We start from the raw sequence: 16,014 nt of genomic DNA on the forward strand, positions 1-16,014 counted from the left end.
CTTAATACAACTCTGATGCCAGGGCATATTGATTTTGCTTATAAAGAAAAAAGCGTGTGGTATAGGCTGGTTTGATGATTTGTTCATCGCCAAGCTGAGCCACATGAGCAAAAATATGGATAGGCACTTCGGAATTCGGCAGCTGCTTAAATTCTTCGCCTGAATCCTCAAACCGTACCTGTTGAACAACAGCCTTTTGTATAGGCTGTTGCATGCTTTGTTGATAAAGCTGACTGACTGTTAATCCCTGCTCAGGAATGGCGCTTTGCGATATATTGGCGGTTGAACAAGCGCTCAAAGCCAGACTAGCGCAAAGCATTGTCAAAGTTCTTTTGTTGATGGTAACCATAATCTAATACCCTCCCTTGGTGTTCTTTATCAATTGCTATTGTTTGACTGAAATGAAGACTGAATTGGTTTGGTATAAAACCTGAGTGACTGCGGATGCTGGCAGGAACAAAAACCATATCGAAGCTGCCTTGTATTCTTTTCTCAAGCCAATCAGTAATTTTTTGGCTGCCCTCGTTAATAGCACCGCCAGCTGCAAAATGTGCTAAATCACCCGTAGGCGTGGCAATCGCAGAACCACCTTCGGCTTGATAACTCATTTGCCATTTGGATAAAGCATTGCCAGCCCCCTGAATACCGCCAGCAGCCATGAAAGCGGCTAAAACTCTGGGGGCATTAGTGATGTACTGTCCTTTGATGCAAGGATTGCCGAATTGAGTAGTCAGATAACCAATGCTGTCATTGTTCACCATCTCCGCAGAGCTTTTCATTTGCTCTTGGCCGATACTGACAAAATGCCCATCCTCAAAGACAAATAAAGCGGCAGTGACATACGCGCGAACGCAGCTGATGTTATCGAGAAAAGAACCTACGCCAATGGAGTAACCACTGATTTTCATACCGATAATTTCTTCCGGCAATTGCATCCCATTGGCTGTCATTAAGTCTCCACGGCTGACCATTGCGGTAAAGGGAAACAAGGGCTGCATCAGTTTGCCTTCAACAGGTACTTCACCCATCAAGGCAGATAACAGCGTGACTTTACTGAAATCACTGCCTGCTGGAATGGTATAGAAGGGCGTTTTGGTTGGGGCTTCTTCTTTGGTTGAGGTGTCTTGTTCTGCAAAGACTTTACCCTCAATAGGAGCTTTATCCAGTAATCCATCCAGATCTTTGATTTGGCAAGATACAGGAGCTTGATTGCCCTCCATGGGGTATGATTGAGTTTGATGATCAGTAAGGGCTGAGAGCTTTTCTTTCAGCGTTTGCAATTCATCTTGTAGCGTATGGCTCGCTTCTTGTAGCGGTTGCTTTAATTGCTTTTGCAGCGATTTATTCTCCTTATGCATTTGTTCCAGTTTCTTTTCTGTTTCCAGAAGTCTTGCGGACACATCACGGATGTTGTCGTTGAATTGGCTGGTAATGGCTTCATGAAAATTGTTGGGATTAGGCGTATCATCATGAGCAGACGTAGTATGACGGCTATTGATAAGAATCATGACGACTGCGAACACCACCGATCCAGCTAAGATTTTAATGCCTTTATTTTTGTTCATCGGCTGTACCTCGCATGTTGAGTAAGTGCTGTGGCAAAGGGTTGATCTGAAACCAAAAAGACGGTGGTGCTTTCATGTTGATTTCGTGGAGGCAATTCCCCTTTGGGATAGAAACTTGCGGTTTGCCAATGTCCCATGAGTTTTGAAAATTGCAGTTTCACGGGTTGATTCAACAGGTTTTTCAAATCGACCGCAGTGACATAGAGACTACCGCCACGCCATGAAGCCAGAGGGTGCGCTTCAATGCTTGCACCATAAAATAAGGGAATGGTTTTGTTGGTTTGCATGGGCGAGCGATAAATACCCTCTGGAATATTTCTGACGCGTTCAGGCGAATACAAGGCTTGAATAGCAAATCGGGTAAGCTGGATGGCGTTATATTCGTATTGGCTTGCACCTGACTGATGAGTGGTTTTGGGATCATCAATCAGGATTTCAATAGGCGTGGTATTGACGGCTTTCTCATTGGCTTTAAGGTTCAGTATGATCACTTCACCTTCGGGTAAGAGCTGGACAATCAAACGTGCATCGTTGAAAGTGTCTTTGGCCTTTAAATACAAACTGCCTTTAACTTTTAGAATATCGAGGTTGGTACTGAGCTGTTGATCAATGATTTTAATGGCCTGGGGAAATTGAACCAGCCTTTCTTTATTGATAGGTAATTCAATCGTTAAAGGGACTTTTTCCCAAACCAGATGTTCGCTTTGCAGGGCGTAGCTCACTTGCGTGAGCATAAAGCCAAGCATTAATAAAATGTGTTTAATGCGTTTCATGGGATTCCTCCGTGTCGACCAATAAATCTTGTAAACGTTCTTCAGGACGGGTATAGCCATCGAGAGCGAGTTGGAAAGGGTTGTGTAAACGAGACAAATTGAGTTTGACTACACGCAGGTGATAGGCTACTACTTTGTCAGCAATCACCATGCCGCTGTTGTCTTTCAGTCTTTGAGTAATGCGCAGGATTAATTTCACCTCCCAAGTATCAGGAGCAATTTTTCTAATATCTTGGGGTTCCATGAAACGATAAAGACTGGCTACTTGGCTACGGTCAAAGAGCTGCGCGTTTTTATAAGCACCCAGCGTGTCTCTAAGTAATTGTTCATGACGAGTGGTAAAATAATAGTGAAAGGCTTTGATGTTTTGGTTAAATTCTTCTTTGCCTTTATTAGACCAGGTATATAGCGTTGGCATTAATGAGGACACAAATCCTTGTACATATTCATTAGGGATATCGTTTGCTTTCATTAAGCCGCCATTGGCTGCCATATTAGGGCTTAGCCAAAACTCATAGCGTTTGGGCATGGTCATGAGGTTAATGATTAAGGCCAAAACGATGACTGATAACAGGCCGATAAAAGCCAGTAATAAACGGTTATGGTGTTGTAGGTTGTCGATTTTTTTCCAATATTCAAACATGAGGCTCTCCAACAGATTTATTCTTTTGCCACTGTCCTTGATAATGAATCCAGGGCGAGTGTTTGAGCCTTAATCGCACCATCCATAGAATGGTTTTCTTCATCACATAACCATAAGGTTTGCCTGCTTTGATACGGGCGACTCCTTTTGGCCACACGGTAATGGAGAGGATGAATCCAATCACAAAACCGATGCAGCCAGCGGCCAGTGGATACCCTGCCATTGTTCCTAAAAGGATAAAAAACAAGGTGGTTACTGGTGTTGTAGTGATGACAATCCAAAATAATTCACGCAGACTTAAGCCTTTCCAGGCTGGGAAGTCATGTGATAGATGGCGCGAAGAAGGCTGACTCATAATTTCACCTCCTATATTTTGAACTTGGTAATCATGGTATAACCCACATAACCAGAAGCGATGCTAATGGCTAAATAGGTGATTCCCATTACGGCAAAAGTACCGAAGGCCACCATGGAACCTTCGTTCTTTTTGGATTCTTCAATACCGTGTTGCACCGTGGTAATGAACTTGATAAAGGTCACGACTGCGGTAATGAACAGCAATAAGCCAAGACCCTGTTTGACGTAATTGCCTGTTACCGACATCATGCTTTTGGAACCGTCACCAATGTTGTCCGCATCAGAAATTTTAGGGAACCAGTTATCTGCCAATAACACAGGGGCGTAAAAAAGATTGACAGCTCCCAGGTAGAGCGTGCGAAGCGTTGTTTTCATGTTGTCTCCTTAACGAATAACACTAAAATGAAAATCATCAGGCCAATGACAAGCCTGACCATTCGAGAGCCGAAATTCAGCAAGTATCCTTGTTGCTGTTTTTCCTCGGTTCCCATCATGTGGTTGACGCACCACATCACCGCTAAAATCACCAGGCTTATGGCAATAAAACGGATACTGCTGGAAAAGACTTGGGCTGAGATGTTGTTGCTGGCTTGTTTGAATGTTGAAGCAAACATTCTCGCTATTTCGTCTTTACTCATTAGGGTTTCCTCACAAAATCCATTTCTAATGGTTTAATTTTTCGAGGGGCAATGATGGGCTGGTTGATGTAGTCAATCAGGCCGTTTCGAATGTTTAGCAAGTCTTCTCTCAATCCGGAGTGATGCTGGCCTTGGAGATCTTCAAATCCTTCGATTTGCAATTGGATACGGGCATTTGGTGTTATCTGTGTTTGCGCTTCATCAAGCAAAGGCATGATGGCGTTAATCTGATTAATGATACGTACCAGCGTTTCATTCAAATCAGGGTTATTCGCAGAGCATTGCAGGCTTATTATCATTAAGGTGAGGCATAGTATTCGTTTCATGGTTTCTCCCTATAAGTATTTCTTAAAGCGGCTGGCCGTCATGGCTACCATTAATCCCATCAACAAACTGACAGGCACAAAGACATAAGCAGGGGTGATGCTAACGGGCAGGGCAAGCCACAGTATGAGTAAAATCACCAGTCCTTTTTTCAAATAGTGATTAAGCCTGTGGAACACGTAAGAGGATTCACGACCTAAACAAGCAGTGCGTATCGCTCTTTGATTTAGACCGTCAACCAGACCTGCAATCATGGTCAAAGCAAATAAGGGCATGGCAGCGAATAGGATAATGAGTTTTATTAAAAGGCACTGGCTGCTTAATAAAAGGATCTGCACGAATTGCTGTGATTTTTCGATTAAATCCTTGGCAAGATCATTGATGGCCAATTTGTTGAAATAAGGAATGGTAAATACCCAATCTGGTTTGGCATTTAAAGGAAGTACTACCAGCAATGAGCCTTGATAAACAGGGGTGATGGCCTCTCTTTGTGTGTTTACAAGGATATTCACTTTTTCAAAAGCAAAGGAGTAGCCATGCAACAGCCATTGACTTAACGCCCAGATAATAATCGCCAACCAACCTAAAAATAGTACTATGGTTAACTGCATGGTCATTTGTCTTGAATATTGTTTTACTGCCATAAAGCCCCCTCAGCAATGATTAAGGGGTAATGTTGTTCGTGAAGGTATGCAAGCAAGGGATCAACATTAACGGGCAGTAACGGTAGTTTGAATTTTTCTTGCAAAGCGACAATGGTTTCAAAGTCATTGACGTTGGTAATGAATCCTGTGGCTTGCATGAATTTTAATTCTTCTTGATGCTGTTCCAACCATTGAATCGATGCTTTATCTGCACCTATGACAAACAAAGGCATGTTTAATAAAGTGGTATCCAATGTTTTGCGGCTGACTTTGCCTGCGGTAGCTTTGCTTTTGGCTGGTACGCCTATTGGGCTGGACAAATTTAATTTTAATGACGTATCACTTTGTGACAGGGTTAAAGGAATGACGTTCATGCTATGAACATTCAACGCGACCGACAGTAAAAGTAGAATCCTAATCATTAAAATCTTCCTAAATCGACAACTTGCGAGGTTTTACCATTGGCTATTAACAGTAATGGGGTTTGTTTCTTGGCAAGTGCTAAGCCTTCAAATTGTTGGTTGCCAGGGGTTAGCGTGATTTGCTGATTGGTCACTAATTGAATGGGGATTTGATGTCGATTCGCCCACAGTTGTATGGCGTTATTGTTCATATCCAGAAACAGCAGGTTAAGTTTTGTATTGGGAGTGCGGTTAATCGCGTCAATCAGTTGCAGTACAATGGTGGTAACCGCATCGTCAGGTTTTATAAATAAATAGAGTGTTTCACCCTCTTTTAATTGAATAGGTTGATGAGCATAGGGTGAGTAAGGGGAGGGATCAAAATCGCCAACCACGGGTACGTCTTTAAATAGTTCGTTATAGGCCTTATAAAAAGCATTGTTCCAAGCGATATTTTGCGCCACTTTTTGTGCTTCCTGGCGAGCAGCAAGGCTTGCAAAATGTTCACGTTCCGCATCATCTCTGGCGTTAAGTCCAAGAATATCAATCGGTGTCATGCGCAAGTCTTTATAATACACACCGCTTCTGCTTTGCATTAATTGCAGATAGCGTTTTTCTTCTTTTTCATTCAATCCCCAGATTTTAGCTTCTTGCTTTTGAACATCATTCAGTAGGAAATCCTTTTCTTCGATCACTTCATCATGAAACTCAGTAAGACCTGCTTTTGCTAGGGCATTGTCGGCTTGTTGCATGGGTGAGGTGGCAATGCCAGGGATATACAAACCTGCGATGGCTTGCTGGCCTAATAACAGGCATAGAGTGATGGTAGACAATTTATTCATTGCCCACCTCTTGTTGAGTCAAATGCATCAGAACATGGGCTTTATCTGCGTTCTCAAATTCGATAGTTTGCTTGGCAAAATTGATATCTAGGATTTTCCATCCGGCTAGGGAATCCCCTTTCTCTAGGGCTTGGGTTTTATAATCGTAAGCAACCGATGCGACTGAAATTTCCTGTACGCTGTCTATGCTTAAAACTCTAAAAGGAAGTTCGCTTGCTGGCAGCATTTTAATAGGCTGCTTTTGGCTATCTAAATGCTTCAGCAATTCTTTAATGCCATCGAGCTGGTTTTTAATAGCAGCTTGTTCGGTTGAAAAAAGATCACCTAATTGATGGTCGTCTTTGTTTTGCATTTGTTGGATGAAATCCCCAAGCTGTTTGATATTGTCAGTAATAGGGGAAAGATCGGGTTGTTGGTTAGGTTTATTTAATTGCGATTGAATAGTTATAAGTTTTTGTTCCAGACCATTCAGATTGTTATTATTGATGGATGAAGATTGGTGTTTTACACACACAAACACAATCACCAGAACATTTAAAACAACCAGGCCAAGCCATTTGGCATCCAGAAATTTCTTCATTGTGCTCTCCTTGCATTAAGACTGAAATTGATTTCTCTTAAGAGGTCATCCTGCTTGAGGCTAAACAGGGTTTTCCCAACCAATACCGTGAGCCCGTCGGCTATAGTTAAAGGACCAAGGTTTCTGGTGACTTGGGGTAGGGGTTGTTGGAAGATTTGTTTAAGGCTTTCGTTTTGCTTATCCTGGGGAGCAAGATGGTAACCTGAATAACGAAGCCAATACTCAACCGCTTCACCTATCGTTTGAACTGAGCTTGGGAAATGAATCTGCTGGACTGTTTTAAGCGGATTTATCTGTGCTGCCAGGGGTTGATTATTCACGGTAGCATAACGTCCAACCTGGGTGATATTAGCAGCTTGTATTTGCAGGCTGCTTAGGGCTAAAAGGCCAATAATGGTTGTTCTCAACATAACTATCCCTATCCTTGATTTGACTTGTTTTCTTGGTCTAATTTTTGAATGTATTTGCGGATAAAGACTTCTTTGCGATCGATATCGATTTCGCTGGGTGCTCTGACACCAATTCCTATCAGGCCATTTTTTTCATAAAGAACAGTGATTTTGATTTTGCCTTTATTGATATAGATTTCTTCACCAATTTTGCGGTCTAGGATCAGCATGATTTTTTCTCCTTAACTGAGGGACTGGTTAGCTTTTCCATCATCTCTTTGATGTGGGATTTAACGATTTGTGGGTCGGTTCTTTTATGGTTTTCGGGTTTAGCCCGCAGAGCTTCTTCTCTTGCCTTAATACTTTTTTGAATGCTGATGCAAAGTTCTACAAAGACAGGAATAACGGGAGGGCGTTGTTGCGTTCTTTTTATTTTTTCCACCGCAAAGGTTAAGACCTGGCTATCAAATTCTTTGATGCTGTCAGCCCATTCCAGCTTGGCAGCTTCAAGGGCTTTTTCATTGTTATAGGCAGAAAGCCATAAGGCACCATAAATGGCATTAAATCTTAAGAACAAAGTATCAACCCGTTTGTCATACGCTTCTTGTTGAATTGAAGTGGAGGACGTTGTTTCCTGTTTGGGGTTTATCTTCAAAGTTGATGCTGAAGCTGGATTCTTTGCAGGATTCAGCGAGAATATCTGCGGCTGATTTTTTTCTATAACTTGTTTGAATGTTTGCATGGCCTTGCTCCTGTTTTCTTATGGGTAAAAGTTCATCATTCCAGCATTGTTGGGCTAGCCAATTGGCTGGAAACTTCCATTTAGGAACCCACTCGCCACAGAGCTCCATGTCTAAACGGTTTTCAATTTGTTCTTGCAGAGCATCCATCATCTGTCTAAACAGCGTTTCATCGGGCTTGAGTTTATAAAACTCCTGGAATGCCCTGGTCTCATCTTGCTTCTGTGGATAAAGTTCCCAAAATTTTTGAAATTGGGCGCGCACATACACACACAAATTTTCTGAGTTATGAGGTGTGTCGGGTTTTGTGTTTTCAACTGTGTTGGATTTTTTAGAAAAATCATCGTAACTTGATGATTTGTAATTCTTTTTGATGTTCGGGTTTGTGTCGGGTTGCTGTGTCGGGTTTGTGTCGGGTTTATTTTGGACAGAAATATCCGTATCAGCTAAAAGGCATTTTACAATCAGGTTCATGCCTATGGACTCAATCTTGATTAAACCAGCTCTCTCCAGCGCATAGATGATTCTTCGCAATTGTTGACGACTAGGACTACCGGATTGTTGAAAGCCTTGATGAGGCTCAATATATAAAGCCTCAGCGAGTTGCTGATAACTGATTTTTCGTTTAACCCCAACCAGAAAGGTTTCCCTATCCATATAAGGTCGAATCCCCAGCAAGTAGGTCGATTGCTGGATATAAGGCAATCCCATCAGTGCGGATAATTCGTTAGTAGTAACAAACAAAAATCCCATTTTCTTATTCATCCATCTAAAAACACTGTTCCAAATTCAGTGTTTGCAATATCAAATAATTTCATTTAGTATCAATCAATAACACGAAACGTGTTGTTGATAACCCATTGTAAATAAGCACTTTTTAGTGTCAATGGGCTATTTCCGTTTGATATCAAATGAACCTAAATGAACATGAAAAAAATTATAGGTAGTAGGATTACGCAGGCTAGAAAAGCAAATGGGTTGACGATTAAGATATTGGCAGAGAGAACAGGATTTGGCGCTGCCAGGATTGGGAATTGGGAGCAGGGTACGAGAAGCCCAGGACCTGAAGAGGCTTTAGTTCTGTCCAAAGAGTTGGTTGTTGCTGCTTCTTGGTTGCTTGGTATTTCTAATGACCCACATGGAGAGTGGATGGATCATGTTATATTTGAATATTAAGATCGCTTTTAATGCAATCTGAGTTTGGCAAAGTTGAAGGCAATCAACGACGTCTTCTAGATATTGGCGATAGCCATTCGGGGCTCGTTGTGGTGTCTCAATCAAACCGTAGCGTTCATACAGACGAATGGCAAACAGGATAAATCATTATGCTAGGCCTAACCCCTGTGAATTCACAATCCATCAAAGATCTTTATGAATTTACTGTGACTCCAAACGGAACAAACAGTGTTTTCCCATCGATTTGCACTTGGGCGAACATTTTAATAAATCCTACTTTGTTAGGTTTTATATGAAATAGCAATTCAGGTCCTCCTCGTTCCGTATTATTTGTAGGTTCCTTGCCCATTGGATGAACATGAGTTACTGTTTTAAAGTCCTCATTAAAACCAACGATGTGGGCATAAGCACCCATAATGGGTTCTAGGGTATGAACTGGGTTTTCCTTTGCATCGGTGATGTCAATTTTGCCCATGACTGCTTGACCGACGTGCAATGGTGTTTTATCAAAAGACAATTTAAAATGGTAGCCATCAACACTACTTTCAAATAATGGTTGTCGATGAATAGGATTTTCCAATTTCTTTTTTGTCTTTGGGTAAGGTAAATCAGCAACTACATATTCTTGGGTTTTTGTATTAGTCGGTATAAGATCAGCCCATGCTCGATAGGAGGCACTCTTAAGCGTAGGCTGCCATTCAAATTGATAGATGCCTGGTATCGTTGTTTCGACTGGATGGACATGACTGTAGTCAAGAAGTGTATCATCGATAATCAACAAATGAATCTTTTGTGTATGTGCTTCAATAAGATCGTTTAAGGTGATTGGTTTATTGCTTTTGGTGTCAATTAATTTGATTAATACCAGTTTCTTGTCCTTTTTATCCATTATCTCTTGAATAGATAATTGCAAGGTATTTTTTGATTTCAAAGAATGTGTCGATTGATTGTTCATCATGCGTTGATTAGGTTTTTCGGAGAAAGCAGTAGGATAATATGAGTTAATGAATATCAAGCTCATTAGGGTGATGGCAAATTTCTTCACAATATTTTCGTCTCCAAGAAAACCAATAGGTTTTAAAATAGTTTCTTATAGTTATATTTTGTATGCTATTTATTTTAATCAGTAAATAGAATGATATCATGATTGTCTTTTTAAGACAGGCATTAAATATAAGTAGAGGTACCCTAAATGTTGGTTAGGATCGTCAGCGATGGTTCTTTGTTGGGATGACGAAATGGATGTGATACGTGTCAATTAATTAGTTTAATATTTCAAAAAACTAACTCAAATTTTGAATCGGTTTAGGATACGAAAAAAGTGAGCTAAAAACAATTCAACTATCATTCAATTAATTCAAAACAAAGGGACAAAGTTTTCTTTTGCACGTAAATTTTTTTAGGTTTTTTTGAGGACACATCAAGACATTTTAATTGAGCTTCTCAAAGGTTATTCCTAGCTAATTGTTCGTCAAAGCATAGAACACTTTGTTTTGACTTATCCATACCAAAGAGTCTATATTGTAATTATTTCCTTTAAAATCAAGGATAGAAATTATCATGAAACAAAGTCATTGGATGGTTTTGGCGTGTTGTTTAGTCCTTACTGCGTGCATGAGCAGTGGCACGAGTAGTAAGTACACTAAAAGTCTCGAAGAGCATGTCGCTCAAGGTCATGTTGGCCATGGTGGCGGTGGTGGTCGCTAACACTAAAATCTTTATTACTCAATCCTAAAGATTCATATGAGCGCTCATCCTATAAAGTCTAAGAACTATTAATCTATTCGGGCACTAAAAATTGAGATAAAATGATGCGCACCACATCATAGTGGACGGGCGAATGCAAAGGATGGCTGTCATGGCAGAACAATGGCACGAAAAAGCACCTGCAGATATGGTGTTGTTGTTTCAAACCGACTTATCTTTAGGACTATCTGAAAAAGTAGCAGAACAGCGGCTAAAAGAAGTAGGACCTAACCTGCTGAGTCAACAGAAAAAAACATCCCCTTTCGTCATTTTTTTGCAGCAATTTGCAAGTGTGGTGATTTGGGTACTTTTAGGTGCTGTTGTTGTGTCTTTTTTGTTGGATGAAAAAGCCGATGCCATTGCCATTTTGGCCATTGTCATTTTAAATGCCATCATCGGATTTTTTTTGGAATATCGCGCTGATAGGGCAATGCTTGCGCTTCAGCAAATGGCTGCTCCCAAAGCAACAGTGCTTCGCGATGGCCATGCGAAGGTGATAGCCGCTTCTGATATCGTACCAGGTGATATTCTTCTTTTTGAAAGCGGTGATTTAATCGCTGCCGATGCTCGCCTTTTTGAATTATCAGCGCTTAAGGTTAATGAGGCGCCACTCACGGGTGAGTCGATACCCGTTGCTAAAAATCTGGATGTTTGCACTGCCGAGACGCCTCTAGCCGATCGTAAAAACATGGTGTTTATGGGCACCTCTATAGCCGATGGCACCGGTCGCGCGCTTGTCGTGGCGACTGGTATGCAAACGGAAATGGGGCACATTGCCAAAATGCTGGGTGAAGCGTCTCGTGATGAAACGCCTTTGCAGAAAAAACTCAATCAAGTGGGTTCTCGTCTATTGTGGCTTTGCTTTTTCATTATCATTGCCATTTTTGGCTTAGGTCTTTTACGTAATATCTCTCTATTCAGCTTATTCATGAGTTCAGTCAGTCTTGCAGTGGCTGCAATTCCTGAAGGCTTGCCTGCCGTAGTAACGGTGGCTTTAGCACTCGGCGTGCAACGTATGGTACGGCGTGCCGTACTGGTAAGGCGATTATCGGCGGTTGAAACACTCGGCTGTTTACAAGTCATTTGCACGGATAAAACAGGAACATTAACCGTGGGTGAAATGACCGCACGTCAGCTTGTGACAGCAAGTGATGTTTATAGTATTCATGGAGAAGGCTATAACCTCTCGGGAGGATTTACTCTTCAAGGTCAAGAAATTAATGTGTCAGAAGACCCGTTGTTGCAAGCTACTTTGCATGCGATGGTGGCTTGCAATAACGCGAGTTTTGAGAGCCAAGATGGACAGGTAGCTACTGTGGGAGACCCAACTGAAGTGGCCCTTTTGGTTGCAGCAGCCAAAGGAGGCGTTTGGCAAGGGGAACTGCAAGCCTCTTATCCTCGCATCAAAGAGTTACCCTTTAGCTCCGAACGCAAACGCATGACGGTCGTGTGTCGACAAGACCATGAACACATCGCTTTTGTGAAGGGGGCACCAGAAATTATCTTGGAGCGCTGCACCCATATTTTAACCAAAACAGGCATTAAAAAAGTAACGCCGAATGATAAGGCGCGCATGAAACAATCCTGTGAACTCATGGCCAGCGAAGCATTGCGACTGTTAGCTTTTGCGAAGCGCCAATTAGAGCCTACAACTTTAGAAGAAGAGGAAGAGATTGAACATAACCTGGTGTTTTTAGGTCTTATTGGTCTTCAGGACCCACCTCATGCGAGTAGCAAGGAATCCATCAGTCGCTGTAAAAAGGCTGGTATTAAACCAGTGATGATTACAGGAGACCATCCTGATACGGCAAGAGCCATTGCCAAAGAGCTTGGCATTTTGGAGGCAGGTGACCGATTGCTCACTGGCAATGAACTTGAAAACATGTCGGAGGAAGAATTTAACCATTGCGTCAAAGACATTGCTGTCTATGCTCGTGTGACTGCGGAGCATAAATTAAAAATCGTACGGGCCTGGAAAAAACAACAAATGGTGGTGGCGATGACAGGCGATGGGGTGAATGATGCGCCTGCTTTAAGAGAAGCTTCGGTGGGCATTGCCATGGGGAAAACAGGGACTGCTGTAACTAAGGAAGCCTCTGACATCATCGTCATGGACAATAACTTCACCTCGATTGTGGCAGGTATTGAAGAAGGTCGCACGATTTACGATAACATTGCCAAAACGCTTGCCTATTTATTAGCAGGCAATAGTGGGGAGTTACTGGTTGTGTTTGTAGCACTTTTAATCGGCTGGCCATTGCCGTTGCTTCCTATCCAATTATTATGGATTAACTTAGTAACCGATGGTTTGCCGGCCATTGGCTTAGCTACCGATATGTCAGAGCCAGGGATTTTGAATCGTCCACCCAGAGCCACGCAAAAATCCATGATGGATATGGCGTTTTTCAAACGAGTAACCTTTGTGGGTTGTTTAAAGGCTTTAGTAATCCTTAGTGTGTTTGCTTATGAATATTTAATCGATAAGGATTTAATTCAAGCCCAAGATGCGGCCTTTTCTGTTTTAGTAACCGCCGAGCTTTTATGGGCCTTTGGAGCGCGAAGCGACACCAAAAATATTTGGCAAGTAGGATTGTTTTCCAATTTAAGACTCTTTTTTATTGTGAGCATCAGTTTTTCCCTGCAGGTCTTGATTCATCATATCCCGGTATTGCGCGAATTATTTGGGATACAACCGGTCTCATTCACCCAATGCCTGGTTTGGATTCTATTAGGCATGGTGCCTTTGTTAGTGATAGAAGCTCAGAAACGGCTAAGGAAGGCACCCAATGAAGCATTTTAGTGCTAAAAAAATGATTTGGACTATTCTCTTAGGTTTCTGTTGTTTTGCAGGGCCAGTATCTTATGCCAAGACACCGCCTGCTTTATCGCAGCTAATCAATGAGGCCACTCAAAACAACCCTCAAATTCGTGCGGCACGCGACCGACTACTGGCAGCAATCCATGTGATTCCACAGGCAAAAGCGTTACCCGATCCGAAGCTTAATGCAGGGTACATCAACATGTCTGAGAATATCCCTATGGATGTGGATCCAAGACGCGAGCAAATGTTGGGTGGCCAACAAGAAATTCCTTTTCCTGGCAAACTCATTGTGCGAGGAAGGATAGCAACGCTCGAGGCCAAAAGAGCGGAAGCAGAATACCAAGCCACTAGTTTCGCCGTCATTGCTGAATTAAAACGGCTCTATTACGATCTTTATTTTGTCAATAAATCCATCGAGATCGTACAAAGAAACCAGGAACTTCTTCATGAAATGGAAAAGAGTTCCGAAGCCAATTACAGTGTAGGGAAAACACCCCAACAAGATATTTATCGTGCCCAAACTGAGATTTCTCGTCTACTGATGCGTTTAGTCATCTTAAAGCAACAACGGGGATCCCTGCAGGCGGATATCAATCGCCTTTTAAATCGTTCCTTAGAAATTACAATCCATACACCAGCAGTGCTTCCTGTAACGCCAATGGGGCATAATTTAGAGTATTTTTACACGCTCGTTAAGAGCCGAGCACCGCAATTAATCATGCAGCAACGTGCTGTTCAAAAAGGACGACAAGCCATCCGCTTAAGTAAAATGGAGTATTTCCCGGATGTGGAAATCGAAGGGGGACGACTTCATGATACGGGAATGCACACCAAAGGCTATCAAGTGTTGTTAAAAGCAACGGTTCCACTTTATTTCATGCAAAAGCAAAATCATGCCGTGCGCGAATCACTTGCGCGGTATAATGCGGATATTGAGGATTTGCAGACCACCTATCGTATGCTTTCCTTTCAAGTGAAAAATGCCTATTTGTTGGCAGAGCGCTCGGCAAAACTCATTCATCTGATTCAACATACCATCATTCCACAAGCCACTTTAACATTTACTTCATCGCAAGCCACCTACGGCGTGGGTAAAGTGGATTTCTTAACGATGCTGAATAATTTATTGACGCTGCAAGAAAATGAATTGGAATGGCACGGTGAACTTGCTGAACATGAAAAAGCGATCGCGCAAATCGAAGAAAGCACAGGGACGTTCTTATGAATTTTAAGTTAATAATCAAGAGTGCGGTTATTTTGAGTTTACTTTCGTTGTTGCAGGTAACTCAGGCGCAACAGGCCATGGATAATCATGGCAAGATGGACATGAAACAGTCCACTCAAGGAAATGAGATTGTGATTGATCCGGCTCGTTTACAAGCCATTGGCATTACGTCAGAGCCGGTGCGTCGCCAAGTGGTTGAAAAAATAATCCGTACCGTGGGGCGTGTTGAAGCCGATGAGCGGCGTGTTGCCCATATTCATGTACGCTTTGATGGGTGGATTGAGAACTTATTCATTAATTTTACCGGAGAAAAAGTCAAAGCAGACCAAGCTCTTTTTACCGTTTACAGTCCTGAATTGGTCGCCACCCAGCAAGAATATTTGCTCGCCCTTAATGCCCAAAAAATATTAAGCAAAAATACGACATCGAGTGCGGCTCGTGGTGCGCAGTCTGCTTTTCAAGCAGCCCACCAAAGGTTGTTGCTGTGGGGGATTTCCGAAAAAGACATTGAGCAATTAAGACGTACGGGCAAAATCACTCGGACGATGACGATTCATTCCCCCATCCAAGGTACGGTTCTTAAAAAAATGGCGCTGGTGGGCATGCGCATTGAGCCAGGAGATGAACTCTATACCATTGCTGATTTATCACGCTTGTGGGTTTTAGGGGACATTTACGAATATGAGCTTCCTTATATTCGTCTTGGTCAAATGGCTGATTTGACCCTTACCTACTTGCCCAATGAATTATTTAAGGCCAAGCTTGATTTTATCTACCCTACGATTGACATGAAAACACGTACAGCCAAGGTTCGCTTTGAAGTGGACAACCAGAAGGAGCAATTAAAACCGGGCATGTATGTGAATCTGGAACTCAAAGTACCTTTGGGTGAACGTCTTGTGGTCCCTAAAAATGCTGTTCTACTCACAGGTGAGCGCGCAGTGGTGTTTATTTACCATGGCAATGGCAAAATTGAATGGCGGGACGTGACCTTAGGGGTTAGGGCAGGGGATTTGCTTGAGATAATCAAAGGGGTTAAAGAGGGCGATCAAATTATTACGTCTGCCAATTTCCTCATTGACTCAGAGAGCCAGTTGAAAGCGGCCATGGGAGGTATGCAACATCAATAGACTTTCTTACCGAGCCTCTA

Annotated in this window: 23 protein-coding genes; 6 read left to right on the plus strand and 17 right to left on the minus strand. The window is 42.3% G+C overall.

Annotated elements, in window-relative coordinates; genetic code table 11:
- Position 1: 1 nt before the first annotated feature.
- The 16 genes from Lgra_RS15210 to Lgra_RS15285 are packed head-to-tail and all read right to left on the minus strand — an operon-like array spanning position 2 to position 8,649.
- Positions 2-349, minus strand: coding sequence for a TIGR03751 family conjugal transfer lipoprotein (locus Lgra_RS15210; protein WP_027219601.1), 348 nt, complete (start codon positions 347-349; stop codon positions 2-4).
- Positions 306-1,565: a TIGR03752 family integrating conjugative element protein gene (locus Lgra_RS15215; RefSeq protein ID WP_027219600.1), complete on the minus strand. Its 1,260-nt coding sequence runs from the start codon at positions 1,563-1,565 to the stop codon at positions 306-308. Before Lgra_RS15215 ends, Lgra_RS15210 begins: the two co-directional genes overlap by 44 nt.
- Positions 1,562-2,338: a TIGR03749 family integrating conjugative element protein gene (locus Lgra_RS15220; protein WP_027219599.1), complete on the minus strand. Its 777-nt coding sequence runs from the start codon at positions 2,336-2,338 to the stop codon at positions 1,562-1,564. Before Lgra_RS15220 ends, Lgra_RS15215 begins: the two co-directional genes overlap by 4 nt.
- Positions 2,325-2,981, minus strand: coding sequence for a TIGR03746 family integrating conjugative element protein (locus tag Lgra_RS15225; protein ID WP_027219598.1), 657 nt, complete (start codon positions 2,979-2,981; stop codon positions 2,325-2,327). The genes Lgra_RS15220 and Lgra_RS15225 overlap by 14 nt, the downstream gene beginning before the upstream one ends.
- Positions 2,974-3,336 (minus strand): TIGR03750 family conjugal transfer protein, encoded by a 363-nt coding sequence (locus Lgra_RS15230; protein WP_016356825.1) that lies wholly within the window; start codon positions 3,334-3,336, stop codon positions 2,974-2,976. Before Lgra_RS15230 ends, Lgra_RS15225 begins: the two co-directional genes overlap by 8 nt.
- An 11-nt stretch (positions 3,337-3,347) precedes the next feature.
- On the minus strand, positions 3,348-3,713 hold the full coding sequence (locus Lgra_RS15235) for a hypothetical protein (RefSeq protein ID WP_011213425.1): 366 nt from the start codon (positions 3,711-3,713) through the stop codon (positions 3,348-3,350).
- On the minus strand, positions 3,710-3,976 hold the full coding sequence (locus Lgra_RS15240) for a hypothetical protein (RefSeq protein WP_011215143.1): 267 nt from the start codon (positions 3,974-3,976) through the stop codon (positions 3,710-3,712). Before Lgra_RS15240 ends, Lgra_RS15235 begins: the two co-directional genes overlap by 4 nt.
- Entirely contained in the window at positions 3,976-4,302 is a 327-nt protein-coding gene (locus Lgra_RS15245; RefSeq protein ID WP_016356826.1) for an RAQPRD family integrative conjugative element protein, read from the minus strand. Before Lgra_RS15245 ends, Lgra_RS15240 begins: the two co-directional genes overlap by 1 nt.
- A gap of 9 nt (positions 4,303-4,311) precedes the next feature.
- Positions 4,312-4,944 carry an IncC plasmid conjugative DNA transfer DtrJ family protein gene (locus Lgra_RS15250; RefSeq protein WP_027219597.1) on the minus strand — a complete coding sequence of 211 codons (633 nt, stop codon included), beginning with the start codon at positions 4,942-4,944 and terminating at the stop codon, positions 4,312-4,314.
- Positions 4,935-5,366: an integrating conjugative element protein gene (locus Lgra_RS15255; protein ID WP_014843642.1), complete on the minus strand. Its 432-nt coding sequence runs from the start codon at positions 5,364-5,366 to the stop codon at positions 4,935-4,937. The genes Lgra_RS15250 and Lgra_RS15255 overlap by 10 nt, the downstream gene beginning before the upstream one ends.
- The gene (locus Lgra_RS15260; RefSeq protein ID WP_014843643.1) at positions 5,366-6,187 is read right to left on the minus strand and encodes a TIGR03759 family integrating conjugative element protein; all 822 of its coding nucleotides are present in this window, start codon (positions 6,185-6,187) and stop codon (positions 5,366-5,368) included. The genes Lgra_RS15255 and Lgra_RS15260 overlap by 1 nt, the downstream gene beginning before the upstream one ends.
- Positions 6,180-6,767: a hypothetical protein gene (locus Lgra_RS15265; RefSeq protein ID WP_010946736.1), complete on the minus strand. Its 588-nt coding sequence runs from the start codon at positions 6,765-6,767 to the stop codon at positions 6,180-6,182. Before Lgra_RS15265 ends, Lgra_RS15260 begins: the two co-directional genes overlap by 8 nt.
- Positions 6,764-7,177 (minus strand): PFGI-1 class ICE element type IV pilus protein PilL2, encoded by a 414-nt coding sequence (gene pilL2 / locus Lgra_RS15270; protein ID WP_010946737.1) that lies wholly within the window; start codon positions 7,175-7,177, stop codon positions 6,764-6,766. Before pilL2 ends, Lgra_RS15265 begins: the two co-directional genes overlap by 4 nt.
- Before the next feature lie 8 nt (positions 7,178-7,185).
- Positions 7,186-7,386 carry a carbon storage regulator gene (locus Lgra_RS15275; RefSeq protein WP_010946738.1) on the minus strand — a complete coding sequence of 67 codons (201 nt, stop codon included), beginning with the start codon at positions 7,384-7,386 and terminating at the stop codon, positions 7,186-7,188.
- Positions 7,380-7,811 (minus strand): hypothetical protein, encoded by a 432-nt coding sequence (locus tag Lgra_RS15280; RefSeq protein ID WP_223381092.1) that lies wholly within the window; start codon positions 7,809-7,811, stop codon positions 7,380-7,382. Before Lgra_RS15280 ends, Lgra_RS15275 begins: the two co-directional genes overlap by 7 nt.
- A complete protein-coding gene (locus Lgra_RS15285) occupies positions 7,750-8,649 on the minus strand; it encodes a hypothetical protein (protein ID WP_014843644.1) in 900 nt (299 codons plus the stop codon). The genes Lgra_RS15280 and Lgra_RS15285 overlap by 62 nt, the downstream gene beginning before the upstream one ends.
- A gap of 168 nt (positions 8,650-8,817) precedes the next feature.
- Here Lgra_RS15285 and Lgra_RS15290 point away from each other — a divergent pair, with 168 nt between their 5' ends.
- Positions 8,818-9,072, plus strand: a complete 255-nt coding sequence (locus Lgra_RS15290; RefSeq protein WP_011215153.1) for a helix-turn-helix domain-containing protein — start codon at positions 8,818-8,820, stop codon at positions 9,070-9,072.
- An 11-nt stretch (positions 9,073-9,083) separates the two neighbouring features.
- Positions 9,084-9,215, plus strand: coding sequence for a hypothetical protein (locus tag Lgra_RS18490; RefSeq protein WP_256388347.1), 132 nt, complete (start codon positions 9,084-9,086; stop codon positions 9,213-9,215).
- 50 nt (positions 9,216-9,265) lie between these two features.
- On the opposite strand, the gene Lgra_RS15295 is transcribed toward Lgra_RS18490, so the two are convergent.
- Positions 9,266-10,117 carry a hypothetical protein gene (locus tag Lgra_RS15295; RefSeq protein WP_014843645.1) on the minus strand — a complete coding sequence of 284 codons (852 nt, stop codon included), beginning with the start codon at positions 10,115-10,117 and terminating at the stop codon, positions 9,266-9,268.
- Positions 10,118-10,632: 515 nt separating this feature from the next.
- On the opposite strand from Lgra_RS15295, the gene Lgra_RS18025 reads away from it, so the two are divergent.
- From Lgra_RS18025 to Lgra_RS15310, 4 genes are all read left to right on the plus strand, one after another.
- Positions 10,633-10,779, plus strand: a complete 147-nt coding sequence (locus Lgra_RS18025; protein WP_016356828.1) for a hypothetical protein — start codon at positions 10,633-10,635, stop codon at positions 10,777-10,779.
- Between the two features lie 151 nt (positions 10,780-10,930).
- Complete coding sequence (locus Lgra_RS15300; protein ID WP_027219596.1) at positions 10,931-13,618, plus strand: cation-translocating P-type ATPase; 2,688 nt, start codon at positions 10,931-10,933, stop codon at positions 13,616-13,618.
- The gene (locus tag Lgra_RS15305; RefSeq protein ID WP_027219595.1) at positions 13,605-14,864 is read left to right on the plus strand and encodes a TolC family protein; all 1,260 of its coding nucleotides are present in this window, start codon (positions 13,605-13,607) and stop codon (positions 14,862-14,864) included. Before Lgra_RS15300 ends, Lgra_RS15305 begins: the two co-directional genes overlap by 14 nt.
- Positions 14,861-15,994: an efflux RND transporter periplasmic adaptor subunit gene (locus tag Lgra_RS15310; RefSeq protein ID WP_014843648.1), complete on the plus strand. Its 1,134-nt coding sequence runs from the start codon at positions 14,861-14,863 to the stop codon at positions 15,992-15,994. The genes Lgra_RS15305 and Lgra_RS15310 overlap by 4 nt, the downstream gene beginning before the upstream one ends.
- Positions 15,995-16,014 lie beyond the last annotated feature (20 nt).

Source organism: Legionella gratiana, assembly GCF_001467695.1.
GTDB lineage: Bacteria > Pseudomonadota > Gammaproteobacteria > Legionellales > Legionellaceae > Legionella > Legionella gratiana.

Bases quoted from the DNA above. Each gene is read 5' to 3' on its own strand.
- Lgra_RS15210 (WP_027219601.1), bottom strand. From the start codon at position 349: ATGGTTACCATCAACAAAAGAACTTTGACAATGCTTTGCGCTAGTCTG.
- Lgra_RS15215 (WP_027219600.1), bottom strand. From the start codon at position 1,565: ATGAACAAAAATAAAGGCATTAAAATCTTAGCTGGATCGGTGGTGTTC.
- Lgra_RS15220 (WP_027219599.1), bottom strand. From the start codon at position 2,338: ATGAAACGCATTAAACACATTTTATTAATGCTTGGCTTTATGCTCACG.
- Lgra_RS15225 (WP_027219598.1), bottom strand. From the start codon at position 2,981: ATGTTTGAATATTGGAAAAAAATCGACAACCTACAACACCATAACCGT.
- Lgra_RS15230 (WP_016356825.1), bottom strand. From the start codon at position 3,336: ATGAGTCAGCCTTCTTCGCGCCATCTATCACATGACTTCCCAGCCTGG.
- Lgra_RS15235 (WP_011213425.1), bottom strand. From the start codon at position 3,713: ATGAAAACAACGCTTCGCACGCTCTACCTGGGAGCTGTCAATCTTTTT.
- Lgra_RS15240 (WP_011215143.1), bottom strand. From the start codon at position 3,976: ATGAGTAAAGACGAAATAGCGAGAATGTTTGCTTCAACATTCAAACAA.
- Lgra_RS15245 (WP_016356826.1), bottom strand. From the start codon at position 4,302: ATGAAACGAATACTATGCCTCACCTTAATGATAATAAGCCTGCAATGC.
- Lgra_RS15250 (WP_027219597.1), bottom strand. From the start codon at position 4,944: ATGGCAGTAAAACAATATTCAAGACAAATGACCATGCAGTTAACCATA.
- Lgra_RS15255 (WP_014843642.1), bottom strand. From the start codon at position 5,366: ATGATTAGGATTCTACTTTTACTGTCGGTCGCGTTGAATGTTCATAGC.
- Lgra_RS15260 (WP_014843643.1), bottom strand. From the start codon at position 6,187: ATGAATAAATTGTCTACCATCACTCTATGCCTGTTATTAGGCCAGCAA.
- Lgra_RS15265 (WP_010946736.1), bottom strand. From the start codon at position 6,767: ATGAAGAAATTTCTGGATGCCAAATGGCTTGGCCTGGTTGTTTTAAAT.
- pilL2 (WP_010946737.1), bottom strand. From the start codon at position 7,177: ATGTTGAGAACAACCATTATTGGCCTTTTAGCCCTAAGCAGCCTGCAA.
- Lgra_RS15275 (WP_010946738.1), bottom strand. From the start codon at position 7,386: ATGCTGATCCTAGACCGCAAAATTGGTGAAGAAATCTATATCAATAAA.
- Lgra_RS15285 (WP_014843644.1), bottom strand. From the start codon at position 8,649: ATGGGATTTTTGTTTGTTACTACTAACGAATTATCCGCACTGATGGGA.
- Lgra_RS15290 (WP_011215153.1), top strand. From the start codon at position 8,818: ATGAACATGAAAAAAATTATAGGTAGTAGGATTACGCAGGCTAGAAAA.
- Lgra_RS18490 (WP_256388347.1), top strand. From the start codon at position 9,084: ATGCAATCTGAGTTTGGCAAAGTTGAAGGCAATCAACGACGTCTTCTA.
- Lgra_RS18025 (WP_016356828.1), top strand. From the start codon at position 10,633: ATGAAACAAAGTCATTGGATGGTTTTGGCGTGTTGTTTAGTCCTTACT.
- Lgra_RS15300 (WP_027219596.1), top strand. From the start codon at position 10,931: ATGGCAGAACAATGGCACGAAAAAGCACCTGCAGATATGGTGTTGTTG.
- Lgra_RS15305 (WP_027219595.1), top strand. From the start codon at position 13,605: ATGAAGCATTTTAGTGCTAAAAAAATGATTTGGACTATTCTCTTAGGT.
- Lgra_RS15310 (WP_014843648.1), top strand. From the start codon at position 14,861: ATGAATTTTAAGTTAATAATCAAGAGTGCGGTTATTTTGAGTTTACTT.